Origin of the sequence: Gimesia benthica (genome assembly GCF_009720525.1) — a bacterium.
GTDB classification, from domain to species: domain Bacteria; phylum Planctomycetota; class Planctomycetia; order Planctomycetales; family Planctomycetaceae; genus Gimesia; species Gimesia benthica.
This window is the reverse complement of record NZ_CP043930.1, coordinates 3,296,562-3,313,107: the sequence shown is the minus strand read 5'-3', so window position 1 is coordinate 3,313,107 and position 16,546 is coordinate 3,296,562. Positions and strand designations below refer to the sequence as shown.

Here is a 16,546-nt window from a genome sequence, read left to right as displayed (position 1 = left end):
GGAATTCAGTTCGTGCTCTAGTTTACGCGAGATGGAATATGGCGTCGAGTCTGGATTGGGATTTCCCGCGGTTGGATTTCCTGATGCACGAACTTTGGGAACAGGCAGACAGTGTCCGTCAGGTGCCGGCCCGGGGCTGGACCTGCTGGATGCGTTCTTTGACGCGGGCGGCCAGTTCGTGTTCCGGGAAACGCTTCAAAAAGTCCTGATATGTTTTCAACGCCTGTTTCCATTCCTTCAAAGCTTCGTGGCACATGCCGGCCTGAAACAGGGCCGGGGCCTGCCATTCGGGGAATTTATATTGAATATCGACCTGCAGATAGGCGAGCAGGGCTTCCTTGAATTTCTCCTGGATCATCAGGGTTTCAGCGAGCAGGAACTGGCACTTGGCCGCGGTTTCGGTGCGGCGGCTGTTTTCCGAGTCGATAATTTTCTGGAAGACTTTGCGGGCTTCGTCGAATTTGGCCTGATTCTTCAGGCTGCGTCCCAGGACCTCTTCCGCCTGATAAAGGAAGGGGCTCTCCGGATCCCAGCTGCGGAACTGGTCGACGGTTTTCTGGACTTCGGCATATTTTTTCTGCCGGAAGTAAGTCTCAGCGAGCAGCACCCAGACCCGTGGATACCAGGGACGGTCGCCCAGCTGTTCGGTCTGTTCTTTGGTTGTGAGGGTCAGCAGTTCTTTCTGAGCCGCTTCGACCTGGTTCAGATACAGGGCGGCTTCCGCCTGGTGGAAACGAGCGAAGGCCGCGTATTCATTCTGGGGGAACCGCTTGAGCAGATCCTGGCTGAACTTCTCGACCTCTTTCCATTTCTGCTGTTCCAGATTGATTTCGATTAACCGGTAGAGGGAGACTTCCTGTACCTTCTGATCGGATTTCTCGGAAGCCTGCAGGGCGTCGAATTCTTTCGCGGCGGCATCGAGTTTGCCGGCAATGAGATCGCTTTCGGCGAGGCTCAGGCGGGCATTGTCAGCCAGCTCGCTGTCCGGGGTCTCTTTGACGAGTCGGCGGAAGATCGCATCTGACTCGTCGAACATTTCGGCTTCGTAATTGATGAGTGCCCATTCATCGAGGATCTTATCCAAGTTGTCGGGCTTGGGGAACTTGGCCAGCAGGGCTTCGTAGGCCTTGTTGACTTCATCGATTTTCTTCAGCTGGAACAGTGTGCGAGCGGCCTGCAGTCCCGAGAGCATCGCATAACGCGAGGGGGCGAACTGTTTGAGGGTCTGCTGATAGACGTCGACTGCGGGCTGGAGCTTCTGGTCGCTTTCCAGACTGCGTCCCTGCATGTAAGAGGCTTCCGCGGCCAGCGGGTTCTTGGGGAACTCTTTGGTGAACTGTTCAAAGTGCGTTGCCGCTGCGGGGAATTCATTCAGCTGAAACTCACTCCAGGCGAGGCCCGACAGGCCGGCCGGGAATTCGGGGGAGGTCGCACCGCGCTCGACGATTTCAGCGAAGAACTTCTTCGCACGGCTCCACTGCTGGTTTTCGTAATTGCGTTCGGCCAGTTGTCGATAGGTCTGGATCAGGAGGTCGAGATTCGGTTTGCGTTTTTCCAGTTCTGCGAGATACTGATCAACTTCCGCGGGCTTGTCGTTTTTGGAAGTGAGGATGGTCAGGTTCGCGAGGATCTGATCGTAGCGGGGTTCATTGGGGAACTGCTTGAGATACGTTTTGGCCAGCGACTCCGCTTCCGGGAATTTCTGCAGCGAGTTGAAGTTGTTGCTCTGCAGGATCAGGGCGTCCGCGTATTCGCTGGTCGTTTTGTCGGTGTTCGCGTCATCGAGGTACGGCTTCAGAACGTCGATCGACTTCTGGTATTCTTTCAGCTTCTGATAAGTCCGCGCGAGGTACAGACGGGCCAGCAGTTGTGTGTTCTCGAGCTTGCTCTGGTCGAGTACGTTTTGAAAGTGTTTGACGGCGGCCTGTAGATCTTCGGGCTTGCCCTGGGCATCGCTGATGCGTCCTTTGAGCAGTTCCTGGTGCAGGCGAAGTCCACTCTGGGGATACTCTTTTTCAAACCGGGCAGCGAGCTGAGCGGCTTCTTCGAGTTGGTCGCTGAGCAGGGCGGCTTCGATGGCGAAGTGCAGGCTGTCGTCAGCCAGCTCACTCTGAGGCGACTGCTTGACCAGGTCCAGGAACAGGGTTTTGGCCTGAGCCTGTTTACCGCTGCGGAGCAGGGCGTCGGCCAGCTGGTAGTTTATCAAGGGCTGCTGAGCGGACGAGGGTTTGGCTTTCTGGGACTGTTCCAGCGCAGTAATGGCTTCCGAGAGCTGACCGGCGGCCTTGAGGCTGACCCCTTTCCAGTAGAGGGCATTGGCGGCCTGCGCGGGATCTTTGGCGACGATGTCGAACTGTTCCACGGCCTTGTCGTACTGTTTCAGATCGTAAAAGGCATAGCCGGCATTCAGGCGAGCCGTGATGCCCAGGGGACTTTCGGGGAATTTGGTGGGCAGTGCCAGAAAGGCATCCGCGGCCTGTTGGAATTGTCCGCGATCAAAGAGTGATGTGGCCAGTGCCATCTGGGCGTCGCTGGCCCGGGAATGGGTTTTCTGACTGGCGATCTGCAGGAAGCGTTTCTCTGCTTCTTTGGGTTGTTTGTTCTGCAGGTAAGCGGACGCGAGACCGAACTGGGCATCCTGCGACATGGCGCCTTCCGGGTGCCGATCGAGGGAACGCTGGAAACTCTTGATCGCCAGGTCAGCTTTCCCCTGCCGGAGTAGTGCATCTCCGAAATAGGCATAGGCCCATTCTTCGAGGGCGTGATTGGGGTAGCGTTTGAGGAAGTCGGTGAACTCGGACTCGGCTGCTTTCAGATCATCGAGCAGGTAACTGCACTCGGCGACGCGATACAGGGCGTCGGGGAGATTTTTATTCTGGGGATACTGCTTCACGAACTCCCGCAGAATGTCGCGGGCCTCTTTATACTTCTGCTGATTGACGAGCGTGAGCCCCAGGTAGAATTTCGCCAGCGGCACGTTTTCGTGGTTGGGGTAATCCTTGAGGTACTTCTGAAACGTCTCGGTCGCCAGTTCCCAGCGGTTCTGCTTGTAGAGGCCGATGGCCAGCTGAAATTCATCACTGGCTTTGTCGGCCCGGACCAGGGTGGTCGGGAGCAGGCAGAGACAGAGTAAAATCAGGGCGAACCTGCGGAGGGAAGAGGCATCAAAGGAAGGGAGCCGGAAACGTTGATTCATCATATTGAAATCGTCTGATCGGTCTTAATTAAGGAATCGTGAACACGCTCCCATCTTATCGTGGGAGTTCAGGTAGAGGCAAGCGGGCATCGCGAAAACTGCTTTTTCCCCGACGAAAACCCGCTTTCAAGGCTGCATTCTGCGCAGAAAAGTCCCCGTAACCCAACTGTCGATCGTTGGTTATCGACTGGTGTTCAGACTACGGGGAATCGGCGGGCGGATGAACCGGGATCAGCTGCCCCGGAAATGCTGGTCGGCGAAGTTGAGGTACTGTTCCCAGTCGAAGTCGGTCACATCGTGTTTGCCGGTGCGGATGTGATAGCCCATCTGCTTCTGCACGGGTTCGTTGATGCCGGGCATCTTGTCTGCACCGAAGCCGGAGGTGCCGAGCAGTTTGTAAACGGGCTCCGCATATTTGACCGAGAGGAATTCTCCCTTGGGATCGGCCCAGCGGTCTTCGACGGCACTGGCGACGTAGACGGGGCGGGGGGCGATCAGTGAGATCAGCATATGTTGATCGACGGGGAGCTCGTTTTCCTTGTCGATATACTTGTTGAAGTTGTCACAGAACCAGTGGGGGAAGGCATTGTTGATGACGTGCAGGGTTTCGCCGAAGCGACGACGGCTGAGGGCGGCACCGCCACAACCGGAGTCGTTAGAAATGACGAGGGCGAACCGTGGATCCTGTGCGCCGGCCCAGAGGGAGGTTTTCCCGAGACGGGAGTGTCCCATGACGGCGACTTTGTTCGCGTCGATCTGTTTGTCGGTTTCGAGGTAATCCAGGGCGCGGCTGAGTCCCCAGGCCCAGGCAGCGATCGTGCCCCATTCATCGGGCGCAGGTTTCTGTTTGGAATTATAGAGGGCGTGCACGCCGTTCTTGAAGCCGTCGTCATAGTCGGGGTCGATGTCGCCGCAGTAGATGGCGACGAGTCCGTAGCCGCGATCGATAATCTTTTCGATGGGCCAGCGGGACGATGACTTGCCCCGTGAGGCTTCGGTCGCTTTATGGTCGACGATGCCTTTGTCTTTGTTGGACCGCATCCAGTGGTCGTTGAGTTTGACGTCTGTCTCATCGGTGATGGTGTGGTTGCCGTAAAAGTTGAGACCCATGAAGACAGGGACCGGCTTGGTGGCTTTCGCGGGGAGATAGATCAACAGATCCATCCGCGGTTCTTCTTTCTTGCCCGAGAAATAGACCGAGACTTCCTTACGGATGGCCTTGCCGCCGAGGGCGTCGTTCTTGACAGAGGTGACTTCGAACAGCATGTCTTTAGGGGCTGCAGGGCTTTTGCCGTAGACTTCGTTTTCGAAGAGCTCCAGAATTTCGGGGCGGCGAACGTTCTGCCACTCCTCTGCTGAATCGACCTTTTTCCCTTTATTGGTGACGAGCGGGTCGGGGAGTTTGAATTTCGGGACCTGGCTTTCATCGTAATTGGGTTTGGGACGCTGGGCGTGGGCAGCGGGAGTCAACAGCAGCGTAAGGCTGAGCAGGAACAGCAGACGTTTCATGGTGAGGCGGCCTTTATATTCTGGTGGGAGATCTTTTGTAAGTACTGAGGTTACTATTCTCAATCGTGCCGGTTTCCGCAAGGATTGGCAATATGAAACCGTGGGTGGACCACGAAAGATACGAAATTTTATGAACCATGGTCGTAATGGATTTTTTTATAAACCACGAAAGGCACGAAAAACACGAAAATTTTTGTTAGGTGACTGAAAAGGATTTTTGACGGTTTTGTTACGATTCGGGTGGCCTCGGATGTAATCCGAGGTTGTCGTGAGACAACAGGAGGTTGCGGAGTTCGCGTTTTGTTGAGGGGGGAATGTACCTCACTTACTGAGGGATGTCGGAGTCATTGCACTGAATTGATCATTTTCGCTGGGACCTCCAGCTCGCTGTGCTCGCCCCGAATTGCATTCGGGGTTACCCTTTGAGTAAACAAAAAAGACACGAAAAAATGCTTCGAGTCGGGACTCGTGTAGCAGCTGGTTTAGAATGAACCAAATCGATCGTAACTGGCGATGACATGACCGTCGCGAAACTTCACTGCATAAGTGGTGTGTTGATCGCGTGGCCAGCCAAGATAATATTCCAGGCTGTCCTCAAAGGCGAAGTGATGCGCCGGCTTGCCCAGGATTTCCTCGACTTCTGACCTGGTTTGTCCTCGTTCAATTTTCTCAAACCGGGCGTGGAACTCGGGGGCGGTATGCCAGTAGAGAGTCAGCTCATCTCGAAAGTGCCACACTGTTGAGATGAGGATGACAACGAGCGTCGCTGGAATCAGATATCGCGGCTTGAGTCTGGTTTGCATGGTTCTCTGGTGGATTGAAATTCGTGATTTCCCTTACACTTTGTGACATTTCCTGTTGGTAATCGTGTCGTATTCCGCGAGGATTAGCAATATGAAATCAGAATCGGATTGGAAAAGCTGGTTGTTTCTTTATCCGCTGCTGCAGGGGCTGGGCGGCGTGGGGTGGTGGTGTCTGTTGCTGGCGGTGCCGGAGAGTCGGGCGCTGTTTCTGTCGGAGACACTGTCGGAGCGGGTGCTGCTGGCGTTCTGGCTGCCGGACGGGGTGGTGTTTGTGGGCGGTTCTTTTGTGCTGGCGTATGGTCTCTGGCGGCAGCGCTGCTGGGCGGGGCCGGTGTTGTATTTTCTGACGGGCGGCATTGCTTATGTGAGCCTGTACTGTCTGTCGCTGAGCCTGACGACGCAAGGGGGCTGGCTGGGAACCTGTCTGATGCTGGTGTGTCTGGGACTGATGCTGCTGGTTTGTCTGATTCATACGGGCCGATGTTGCGGGAAAGCCGGGGATGTTCAAGATCACATTTCGACCGACGCGGGCTGAGACGCCACTGTGGTGGCTGCTGCTGAAGATTGTGCTGCAGACGGTCGTGTTCTGGACGCTGTTTCTGCTGGTGCTCCCGGCGGGGCTGATCTGGCTGGAAGGTGTTCTGGGATGGCCGGCGTTTCGGTTCGACGGGCAGCGGGTGCTGGGAGTGATCCTGTTTGTGCTGGGGGGGAGCCTGGGGCTGACCAGCGGGGCGACGATGGGCATTTATGGTCGCGGGACGCCGGTCCCTTTCGATACGGCGCGGCAGCTGGTGGTGGCGGGACCGTATCGGTTTGTACGGAACCCGATGGCGATTGCGGGGCTGGTGCAGGGGGCCGCCGTGGGTTTGTATTTCGGCAGCGGTCTGGTTCTGGCGTACGTGGTAGTCGGCATGGTGCTGTGGAATATTTGTGTGCGGCCGGTGGAAGAGCAGGACCTGGAGAAGCGGTTCGGGGAGGCGTTTGTGGCGTATCGCCGGGAGGTGCGGTGCTGGGTGCCGCGATGGAAGGGGTATCGGGTGGTGGAGTGATTCGGGAGACTCGAGTGATCTGATTTAAGAACCACAAAAACACGAAAAAAATCTGTTTGCAGTGAATCAAAAGGGGTATAAACAGTGCTCAACTGGATTGAGGCAGGTTCAAAAGTCCTGTTGGTTAGTCTTCATTATCTGTCTCTTCGAACTCGTTGGAGTCCTCTTGCAAACGTTTTTTCATGAGTTCTTCGAGGCTTGTGATTCCCATAAAAGCGGGCATCGCGCCCATTGATTTGTCGGTAGGAATAAATACGACAGAAGACTTCCCCTCGAGGCAGATTTCATAGAGCATATTCATAGATCGCAGTTGAAGGGCAATGGGATTGTCTGCGTATTTTTTGGATGCAGCGATAATGGCATCGGCAGCCAGTTGTTCCGCATCAGCCAGGATCACACGTGCGCGTTTTTCGCGTTCGGCGGCCGCTTCGCGCGCAATGGCATCTTCCAGCTCTTTGGCAACAATGACGTCCTTGATTTCTACAGAAATCACGGTCACTCCCCATTTGGAAACGAATCCATCAATGTGCTCTTTCAGCCGCTTTCCGATTTTGTCCCGTTCGGCGAGGAGCTCGTCAAGATTGGATTTCCCTACCATGTCCCGGATCGAGGATCGCGCGCTAAGCTGTGTGGCTTTGTGGTAGTTATCGACGTTCAAAACGCACGCCTTGGGATCCATCACCTGGTAGAAGAGGATCGCATCCACTTCTACCGGAATGTTGTCTTTCGTCAGTCCTACCTGCATGGGGACCGTGTAGGTGATAATTCGCAAGTCGATCCGGTAGAGAACACGCGTGACGAAGGGGATGTAAAAGTATAAACCGGGCTCAACCATCCGGTAAAACTTCCCGAGGAAAAACAGGGCGTGACGCTCCCATTCTTTCACTGTACCAAAGAAAAACATGTGCATTGTCCTGGAAGGAGGAAGCCGACATGGAGCCAGTTATGAAAGTGCGCCACATGAAAAGCGGCAGGTCTCAAAGGTCCTGTTCCTTTTATCATCCCCGAGTTCTGATGACTTAACAACTGCTTTTTAACAGATTAACGATTTTCCACGCAGTGGTTAAGTATTTTTCTGTAATACCGTTGAATGGGGGTTTTGTGGAACCACGGAAGGCATGAAAAGTTGTGGGCGGAATGGCGTTCGCCACCGGTTCTGGGATCGGCGTCGACCTTTTTTACCGGCGGCCAGGTAGCGTTTCTTATTTCGGATGGTCTATACCAAAGTCGTTTCAACCGGGGCTTACGCCCTGCGACTCATTTTCTGAGAGCATTTGCTGTGGTTCATTCTATTGTTGGGTGGCCTCGGATGTAATCCGAGGTTGTCGTGAGACAACAGGAGGTTGTGGAGCACGCGTTCTGTTTTAGGGAAACGAACCTCAGCATATCGGGGCTTTGTTCTGCAGGGGGCGATCTCTCTGGGACCTCCTGCTCGCTGCGCTCGGCTCGGATTTTATCCGAGCCCACCCGTCGTTCTGTTTACCGGCGGCTAGCGCCTTGCCGCTCAGGGTTGGTGGGCGGACCGTGATTCCCTTTGGTCGTTGATACGGATGGCATGTCGCCAGGCGGGCGAACACATGGGTTCGCCCCTACAACTCAAGGGTTGGGTTCCTTGTGATGAATTGAGCTGTTGCTCTGACAGTTTCTTGTTGCCTGTCGGCAATCCCGGATTGCATCCGGGACCATCCGTGGGCACTGATTGGGGCGATCACTCGCCGAAGTGTTGTTTGAGGAAGGCGAGGCTTTTGTTGTTGGACCAGCGGTGGCCGCCTTGGAAGAAGTCGGCGTCAATGTTTTCTTCTGCTCCGAGGACTTTGTAGACCTGTTGCAGTTTGGCATAACCTTCACGGGCAGCGTCGATGGGGAAGATTTTGTCTTCGATGCCGTTGATGAGCAGGACCGGGCGGGGGGCGTGCAGGGCGACGACGTCGGACATTTCGCCGAACCGCATCATCTCGGGCATGCACTGACACAGGCAGTGTGGCATGGCGTAGTAGGACGCGCGGTAGGTTGAGAAGGCGCCAGCGATCATGGTGAGTTTGACGCGCTCGTCGAGGACGGGGAGGTACATGGCGGTGGCTCCGCCGCCGGAGAGGCCGGCGGCTGCGATGCGGTCCGGGTCGACCTCGTCCTGGGTCTGCAGGAAGTCGATGACGCGCATGGCGTCCCAGCTGCGCTGGCCCTGCGGGGTACTGCCGATGAGGAGGGCGTTCATGGTCATCTGCAGGCAACTGCGTTTGGTGTGTGAGACGCCGCGATCCTGGTCGCCGGCGGTTTCGTTCCAGCCCCGCATGACGATGGCGGCGGTAACATAGCCATGCTTCGCGAAGTAGACGGCGTAGTCGAGTTCGCTCTGGCGGGTCTTTTCTTTGTCGGCTTTGGTTTTGCCTTCATCGATGTAGGGGATGATGCCGCTGTGTCCGTGCATGCAGACAATCGCGGGCACTTTTTTCTTTAAGTTGTGCGGGACGAAGTAATAGACGGGGGCCCAATAGGCGGCTTCGGTGCGGACAAAAACTTTGTGGCGGGTGAAGGTGTCGAACTCTTTCTTTTCGGCCCACTTGACTTCCAGGGGGACGCGCTCGGGCATTTTACCCAGAATGCGGGTGACGGTCGGATGAAACTGTTTCCGCCAGGCTGCGTGCTCAGCTTTGTTTGTGGCCTGCCAGGCCTGCAGCGGTTCCATGGCGTCGGCGAGTTGCTGGTAGCTTTCGGTGACGGTAAATGGTTTCTCGGCTGGGTCGCGTTCTGCTGCGGTGGTTGGGGTGATCAGCAGGCTGGTCAGGATGGTGACGAGCAGGCTGCGGGTGAGTGTTTGTTGGTGGGAGGTATTGAAACAGGAAACAGGAGTTGGCAGGTGCATGTTATTTTACCGTCAATCAGATCAGGGGATGTTTGGGTTGGTTCGGGAGTCGCACTGTCAGTTTCCTGCTCGCTGCGCTCGGCCCGAATTGCATTCGGGCCCACCCGTGAAGTCTTGTGTCATTCTATTACAGGGGAACGCTGGGGGAAGGTCAAGGGGGAGAATGGGGGGAGAATGGGGGCGGGGCTCGATCTGTTATTTTTATGAACCACGAAATACACGAAATGTTTGTGTGCGCGGTTGATGGCTGATAAGGGAGAGTGCTTATTCGAGTGGTGACTGGTGTGAGTGTCCGGTGTGCATCTCGCGTGAGGGGGGCGGCTGTGTAGAATGCAGGCAGGTTTGCGTTGTGAGCGGATTAGCGTTCGGCACCGACTTTGGATCAGCGTCAAACTTTTTACCGGCGGCTAGCGCCTTGCCGCTCAGGGTTGGTGGGCTGGTTTGGGGTTGAGCGGTTGTTCTGTGACCTCCTGTTGCCTGCGGCAATCCCGGATTGCATCCGGGACCACCCGGGAATTCTGTCTTGTGTTGTTGGTGTAGTGAATTCTGCAAGCACTGTTGGGCAAGCCAACAGTGGCACCCTGAGTTTTTGTTAAAGACCGGAGACTGGCGCCTGGCCGTTTATTTTTTTGTGGGAGTGTATTCTTGTTGTTGAATTTTGCTGAATGGCGTGAGGGGGTCAAGACAAAATTTTGTCCCGATGTGGCCGGATTTTGTCCTGGTGTGTCCCGGTTTTTGTCCTTGTGTGACCGGGGTCTGTCCTGGTCTGCCGTGAACATCGGGGGGAGAACATTTCGCATGAGTTCTGTTTGCTCCGGTGAAAACCTGGTGAAAAGCGGTGTGGATTCAGGTGCTGTTGCGTCAGTGGTGTCGGGTGTTCCGGTGCACGCTGACCTGCCTCGCGCGCGAGCCAGAGGGGAACAGCATACGATTCGGGAGGGGCGGATCAAGGTGAGTTTATGCAGTAAATACGGGGAAAATGAGCACCCGATTACGGGGCGCGTGTCAGGGGAAACGACAAATAAGTTCCTCAATCTCGTATTTCTGGTATATAATGGCTAAGATATTCGCTTCGAACCGAGAACTGTCTGAATCTTCACAACTGACATATATCGGCACTATGGGGTGCCTGGATCTGATTTATGAAACATCTGTCTCAAGCAGAAGAAATTGAGGAAATCCGCCAGCTGGTGCGGAAGAGCGGCCTGCGGAGTACGGCGGCCCGGATTACCGTGATCCAGTTTTTGCGGAAGGCGAAGTCTCCACTGACGCACGCCGAGATTGCAGAAGATCTGACCCCCATGGGCTTTGATAAAGCGACCGTGTATCGCAACCTGATTGACCTGGCGGATGCAGGTCTGGTGAAACGGACCGAGCTGGGAGATCATGCCTGGCGGTTCGAATTACGGAACCCGGATGAGCCGGAAGATGCAGAGCATCCGCACTTTGTCTGTACGGAATGCGGCAGTGTTTCGTGTCTGCACGATGTGGAGTTCAAGACGCCCAAAAACAAGCAGTGGGCGGCGGTCGGTAAAGTGACCGAGATCCTGCTTAAGGGAATCTGCAGCGAGTGTGAAGAGGAAGAGTGAACGCTGTTAGTGATCGTGCGAATGCGAGTGACCGTCGTCTGATTCTTCCGCGTGCGAGCCGTGATTGTGGACGTGATCGGGTTCGATAAAACCGATGCCATATGCGAGGGCGATGCCCAGCAGGAGCACGAACGAAAGTCGGAAGCGGTTATGCGAATGGAATTCCATTTCCGGCAGCAGGTCACCCAGCGAGATACAGATGAAGACGCCCGCGGCGAAGGCCAGGGCACAGCCGATGATGATGTGCTGGTTATCGGAAAACTGCTGCACGCCGAGGAAGAAGAGCAGGGCACCGAGGGGGCACATCAACGCGAAGCCGATGTTGACGGCGTTTCTCCAGCCGGCGGACCAGCCACCCGCAGCCATCAGTGATGTGATCGAAACGGCATCTAGTGGTTTGTGTAGTGCGATCGCCAGAAAAGTTCCGAGGCCGAACAAAGAGAGAAAGACTTCGTGGTGCTGCTCGGCTATGATACTGGCGCCGAGAGCGAGCCCGTCGATCAGGGTGTGCAGGGCCAGGCCCAGGGCGATGCCGACCCAGCTCAAATGATGCGAGTGGGCATGCGTGTGCGAATGGACCGGCGCGTGCGCGTGATGCTGATCGCAGTCGTGATCGTGGTCATGGTCGTGGTCATGTGTGTGTCCTTCTTCTTCGAGTTCCACGGTACCGTGCTGGTGAAAGTGGAAGGTTCTCAGCAGGAAGAAGAGCGTGATGATGCCGGTCATCATCCACCAGACGGCGCGGTCAATCGATCCCATCTCGGCGACCGCGTGTGGCAGAAGATGAAAGACGCCGATGCCCAGCATGAGTCCGCCGACAAAACTGATGAGCGTTTCCATGCGGGTATGTGTCAGTTTGACAAACGAGGGGAGCCAGCCTCCCAGTAAAGACGAGAAGACAATCAGCGCGCAATAGATGCCGAGCAGCGTGTATGACCAGCCGGTGCTGTTGTGGGAAGCCGGTTCTGTCGTGGATTCCTCAGCGGCGGTGCTGGTTGTTTTTTCCGGGTGCGGGTGAGTGTGTTCGGCAGCCGCGGCCTGGGTGGGGCGCGAGGTGAAAAAGCCGGGCGCTACCAGGAAGGTGACCAGGGGAATCGTGAGCAGCAGAAAGGTCAACCGCACGTCGTTTTTGAGGTGTGACAGGGGTTTCATGGAATCAGAACTATCAGCATTGAGCGTAAACTTGAAGCGGACTTAGCGGGAATGGAATCCTCTATCGGCGTTCAAGTATTGTAATAGCAAATAAATTGCGATTGAATTTAGCTTTTACTATGAATCAAGACAAGAGCCGTCCCGTGTTGATTGGGGAAGTTTCTGAACTTCTGCACCGCGGTTCGGGGGTTGGGGGAGGCGATTCGGAGCAGATCCTGCGATACGGAGGGTTTTACCCCGGTTTGAGACACTATTTGCCGGTTCGAAACAGCGCTTCCTTAAGTGGGTTTATTAAAGGGATGTGTGTCTCCACTAAAGATAAGTGCAGGTATTGCCTCACTTTACCCTGTTAAACTCTTCCGGTTAGGGGTTCTGTTCGGAGTGTTCCTGAGGTGCGGCCAATTGTGAAGGGTCTTAACCGTTTCTTAATATTTGCTTCAAAAAAGATCCGCCGATAAGCGAATACAGGATCACGTTATTTTTACAGGCAAGTGGAAATACGGATTAATTAGTAAAACCGCCTGGTAAGGAAACCGGGCCATGAACATCAGGGATGAAGATGCGCACATTCATTAAGACTGCAGGTTTCCTGCTCTTACTGGGGACACTGTTTCGTACGACCAGTGTCTTTGCTGAAGATGCTCGAATCGATTCTGCTCAACTGGAGCGACTGCTGGACCGTTTAGAAGCAGCAGAACAACGGATCCAGGAACTGGAGCAGAAGAAAGAGGAGCCAAAGCAGCAGACACCGCCGCCCGCGCCGGCTTCGCGGATAGCCCCTCCACCTCAACTGGAAGCAGCGAGTGGGGGACTGGACGACTCCGAGCAGCTGCTGATCAACAACTTCTATGATGAAGCGGGCGACAACGCCCTGGAGAGCCGCCTGTCGACTCTGGAAGAGGACTGGAAAAAGTTCTCCGAATCAGAGCAGGCCAAGAAAGCCGAAGATGCTGCGAAGCCGACCACATTGAAAGTCTTCGGTCGTATTCACCTGGATGGCTGGAACTTCTCTAACAGCACTCCGGGGATCGAGTCCTTTAATGACCCGACCGACCCGACCGATCCACAGAACCGTGTTGGGTTCCGTCGCGTGCGTATCGGGGTGTCTGGTAAAATCAAAGACAACATGCTCTACAAATTCGAGTATGACTTCGCCGATCCTGGTGATCCCGCGTTCAAAGACGTTTACATGGGATGGGACGACCTGCCGGTCTTTCAGACACTGTTGATTGGTAACCAGAAACGTCCGCTGGGTATGGACCACCTTAACAGTAGTCGATACAACTGGTTCATGGAACGTCCGCTGGTGATCGAAGCTTTCAACCAGGATGCACGTCGTCTGGGTATCTGTGCCTACGGCGTTTCGGATGATGAGACCTGGAACTGGCGTTACGGTATCTTCAACCTGGAAGATGTCTCGAAAGACGGGGCTTACATTGGTGACGCGGGTCAGTACTCGATCAACGGTCGTTTTGCCGGTACTCCCTGGTACGATGAAACCTCGGGTGGTCGCGGTTACCTGCACCTGGCTGTTGCCGACATGTGGGCGAAACCGGATGGCGATCCGAGTGCGACCGCTTCCAATGATAACGAAGCCCGTTTCCGGACCCGTCCTGAAGCCCGTACCAGCAGCCGCTGGATTGACACCGGTGCGATTGCAGGAGCCGAATGGTTCAACACACTGGGCTTCGAAGCGATGTTGAACATCGGATCTTTCGGGGTCGTCAGCGAATACCAGGTGACTCATGTGGGCCGTGGTTCACAGGGATCTCAGCTGACGTTTGAAGGTGCTTATGTCGAGGCTGGTTACTTCCTGACTGGCGAATATCAGCCGATCGATCGTAAGTCCGGAACCATTGGTCGCGTCAAGCCGCTGGAGAACTTCTTCCTGGTTCGTACTTGTGACGGTGAAACCGGCGGTGGATGGGGTGCGTGGCAGGTGATTGCCCGTTATTCCTATCTGGATCTGTCGAACGGAAATATCACCGGTGGTGATGAGACCAACTTTACCTTTGGTATGAACTGGTTGTGGAACTCTCACTCACGTGTGCAGTTCAACTACATCCATGCTCAGATTGATGACCGTGGTCCGATCAACGGCTATACCGGCGGTCGATCCGACATCTTCGGTGCCCGGTTTATGGTGGACTTCTAAGCCAGGTTCAAACTCAGCGACTATCAATATTTGAAATTTAAAATCTCAGGAAGTGAGAATTATGAAATATTTAGCAATCGTTGTGCTGGCAGTCACGGTCAGCCTGTCGGGGGGAACTCAGAGCTCAGCCGGAAACGGCGCCCCCTGTTGCGACAAAGCAAACGGTGCGTGCGGCAGCTGCAACAGCTGTAACAGTTGTTCTCAGGGCTGTAAGACCTGTCGGCTGTACGTCGAAACGCTGAAAGAGAAAAAGCACTGCTACTTCTTTGAATGCAAAGACATCTGTATTCCTCCCGTGCGGTTTCCCTGGCAGAAGTGCTGCGACCTGAAGTGCGGGAAGGTCAAGACCGTACGTGTGCTGAAGAAGCACGAATACAAGTGTGATAAATGCGGATACAAGTGGACGGTGGAAGATCTCTGCGGGAACTGCAACAGCGGTGCCTGCGAGGCCATGCCTCCCGCTCCTGCGAAGTCAGCCCAGGCTCAGCCTCCGCTGGCACCGGCGACTTCTATCAGAAAAAGGTAAGCTGATTGGGTGAACAGGTTCCGTTTTTGACGAGGGCCTGTGACAATGAAGTCAGATCAATACGCCTCCTCGGTCTCAGTACGCGAGGAGGCGTTTATCTGTTGGCGGACCAGCTTGATGGAAAATGAGTTCATACAATGTTTGATGCTTTCAATCAGGGCCAGTTCTGGCATAATTAAAGAGCGTCAGCCTGGTACCGCTCAGATGTTCTTTCCCTTCCTGATTGTTGAGTGACAGCATGATCTGTATTTCTGTAACTCCCGAATCACGTAACTTTGCCAAGGTCGATATCCTGAATGCAGCCGCACAGTGCGACCTGGTAGAACTCTGCCTGGACCGGTTGATTAAGACACCCGATATCGGCGATCTGATCTCAGGGTTCGAAGTGCCGATTCTGGTTTCCTGTCGGCACCCCGAAGAAGGGGGCAGTTCAAAGGCACGGAAGCGGAGCGGGTTCAGCTGCTCAAGCAGGCGATCATCGCAGAGCCGGAATACATTGAGCTGGACCTGGAAACAGCGCGACAGATTCCCCGCTTCGGCAAGACCAAACGGGTCATCACTTACACGAGTCTGAAAAAGCCGCTGTCACAGGTCGATGATATTTTCGACGAAATGGAAGACGCGAAAGCCGACGTGATCAAGTTTACCTGGCCGACTCCGACGCTGCAGACCGCGTGGCCTTTACTGGCGGCGATCAGTCAGAAGCGGGAGATTCCCGTCGTAGGGCTGGGACTGGGGGCAGCGGGGATTACGTTTTCTCTGCTGGGCACGAAATACGGTTCTCCCTGGATATACGCGGCCCTGGAAAAGGGGATGGAAGTTTTCGAGGGACAGCCGACGGTCGCGGAGCTCAGCGAAGTGTTCCACTGTCAGCGCATCTCGGCCAAGACCCGTTTCATTGGTGTCGCAGGGCTGGGGGTGACAGAACGGCGGACAGTTGAGGTCATCAATAAAGCGTCTGAAACACTGGGGCTGGATTATGTCTGTCTGCCGCTGGTGATCAATGACTTCAAGCAGGTTCACAAGATGCTGGGGATTCTCAAAATCCGTTCGCTGGTAGTCAGTCCGCGGATGGGAGAATTCATTTTGCCCCTGGCCGAACATCTGGAGGAGTCCTCACAGAAGACCGGCTATGGTGACCTGCAGCTGAATCAGTCGGATGGCTGGCACGCTTATGATACCGTCCGCCGGAGTGCGATCCGGAGTCTGGAGACGACGCTCGGGGCAGGCACTGATGGAGACAGTTCTGTCTTTCAGCGGAAGAACATTCTGGTACTGGGACAGGGGGGCTGACGAAGGCCATCGTCTACAGCCTGACGCAACTCGGTGCTGTGGTGAGTGTCACTTCACCCAACGATCGTGCAGCGCAGGGAATCGCGAAGACGTTTGACGTGCGGTATGTGCCGTTTGCGACGATCTATGACACGCTGTGTGACATCGTGATTCAAACCGATCCTGAATTGCAGTTGGGACCCGGCAAGTTGAATTTCAATCCCTCTTATCTCCGCGAGACCATGACGGTGATGGACATCAGCCATCTGCCCGAGGAGACAGAGTTGATCCGTGAGGCGGAGAACCGGGGCTGTGAAGTGGTGTCGGTGGATGAAGTGTATCGTCGGCAGTTAAATCAGATTTTCAAGGCGATTACCGGCCAGGAAATCCCGGACGAGATTTTCACCAGCCGGAGCGAATACACGCGGTGAG

The 16,546-nt window shown here is 55.1% G+C and carries 12 protein-coding genes and 1 pseudogene; 7 read left to right on the top strand and 6 right to left on the bottom strand.

From position 1 onward, the window contains the following. Positions 1-118: 118 nt before the first annotated feature. The 3 genes from F1728_RS12530 to bamE form a co-directional block, all read right to left on the bottom strand. Positions 119-3,199, bottom strand: a complete 3,081-nt coding sequence (locus F1728_RS12530; RefSeq protein WP_155364390.1) for a tetratricopeptide repeat protein — start codon at positions 3,197-3,199, stop codon at positions 119-121. Positions 3,200-3,427: 228 nt separating this feature from the next. Then, on the bottom strand, positions 3,428-4,705 hold the full coding sequence (locus F1728_RS12525; protein WP_155364389.1) for a glucuronyl esterase domain-containing protein: 1,278 nt from the start codon (positions 4,703-4,705) through the stop codon (positions 3,428-3,430). A 482-nt stretch (positions 4,706-5,187) separates the two neighbouring features. Then, entirely contained in the window at positions 5,188-5,508 is a 321-nt protein-coding gene (bamE, locus tag F1728_RS12520; protein ID WP_155364388.1) for an outer membrane protein assembly factor BamE domain-containing protein, read from the bottom strand. Positions 5,509-5,599: 91 nt separating this feature from the next. Here bamE and F1728_RS12515 point away from each other — a divergent pair, with 91 nt between their 5' ends. Both F1728_RS12515 and F1728_RS12510 read left to right on the top strand, forming a co-directional pair. After that, positions 5,600-6,043, top strand: a complete 444-nt coding sequence (locus F1728_RS12515) for a hypothetical protein (RefSeq protein WP_155364387.1) — start codon at positions 5,600-5,602, stop codon at positions 6,041-6,043. Further along, the gene (locus tag F1728_RS12510; protein WP_155364386.1) at positions 6,009-6,557 is read left to right on the top strand and encodes a methyltransferase family protein; all 549 of its coding nucleotides are present in this window, start codon (positions 6,009-6,011) and stop codon (positions 6,555-6,557) included. Before F1728_RS12515 ends, F1728_RS12510 begins: the two co-directional genes overlap by 35 nt. A gap of 124 nt (positions 6,558-6,681) precedes the next feature. Here F1728_RS12510 and F1728_RS12505 read toward each other — a convergent pair whose 3' ends face one another. Then, positions 6,682-7,461, bottom strand: coding sequence for an SPFH domain-containing protein (locus tag F1728_RS12505; RefSeq protein ID WP_228030707.1), 780 nt, complete (start codon positions 7,459-7,461; stop codon positions 6,682-6,684). A gap of 804 nt (positions 7,462-8,265) precedes the next feature. Further along, positions 8,266-9,420: an alpha/beta hydrolase family protein gene (locus F1728_RS12500; protein ID WP_155364384.1), complete on the bottom strand. Its 1,155-nt coding sequence runs from the start codon at positions 9,418-9,420 to the stop codon at positions 8,266-8,268. Positions 9,421-10,562: 1,142 nt separating this feature from the next. On the opposite strand from F1728_RS12500, the gene F1728_RS12495 reads away from it, so the two are divergent. Beyond that, complete coding sequence (locus F1728_RS12495; RefSeq protein ID WP_145438445.1) at positions 10,563-11,009, top strand: Fur family transcriptional regulator; 447 nt, start codon at positions 10,563-10,565, stop codon at positions 11,007-11,009. A gap of 6 nt (positions 11,010-11,015) precedes the next feature. On the opposite strand, the gene F1728_RS12490 is transcribed toward F1728_RS12495, so the two are convergent. Further along, the gene (locus tag F1728_RS12490) at positions 11,016-12,161 is read right to left on the bottom strand and encodes a ZIP family metal transporter (RefSeq protein ID WP_155364383.1); all 1,146 of its coding nucleotides are present in this window, start codon (positions 12,159-12,161) and stop codon (positions 11,016-11,018) included. Positions 12,162-12,720: 559 nt separating this feature from the next. Here F1728_RS12490 and F1728_RS12485 point away from each other — a divergent pair. The 4 genes and pseudogenes from F1728_RS12485 (at position 12,721) to F1728_RS31625 (ending at position 16,545) form a co-directional block, all read left to right on the top strand. Next, positions 12,721-14,316: a porin gene (locus tag F1728_RS12485; RefSeq protein WP_194242795.1), complete on the top strand. Its 1,596-nt coding sequence runs from the start codon at positions 12,721-12,723 to the stop codon at positions 14,314-14,316. A 61-nt stretch (positions 14,317-14,377) separates the two neighbouring features. Beyond that, positions 14,378-14,842, top strand: coding sequence for a hypothetical protein (locus tag F1728_RS12480; protein ID WP_155364381.1), 465 nt, complete (start codon positions 14,378-14,380; stop codon positions 14,840-14,842). 238 nt (positions 14,843-15,080) lie between these two features. Next, positions 15,081-16,135 (top strand): annotated as a pseudogene (locus tag F1728_RS12475) (type I 3-dehydroquinate dehydratase). A gap of 41 nt (positions 16,136-16,176) precedes the next feature. Then, entirely contained in the window at positions 16,177-16,545 is a 369-nt protein-coding gene (locus F1728_RS31625) for a hypothetical protein (RefSeq protein WP_228030705.1), read from the top strand. Position 16,546 lies beyond the last annotated feature (1 nt).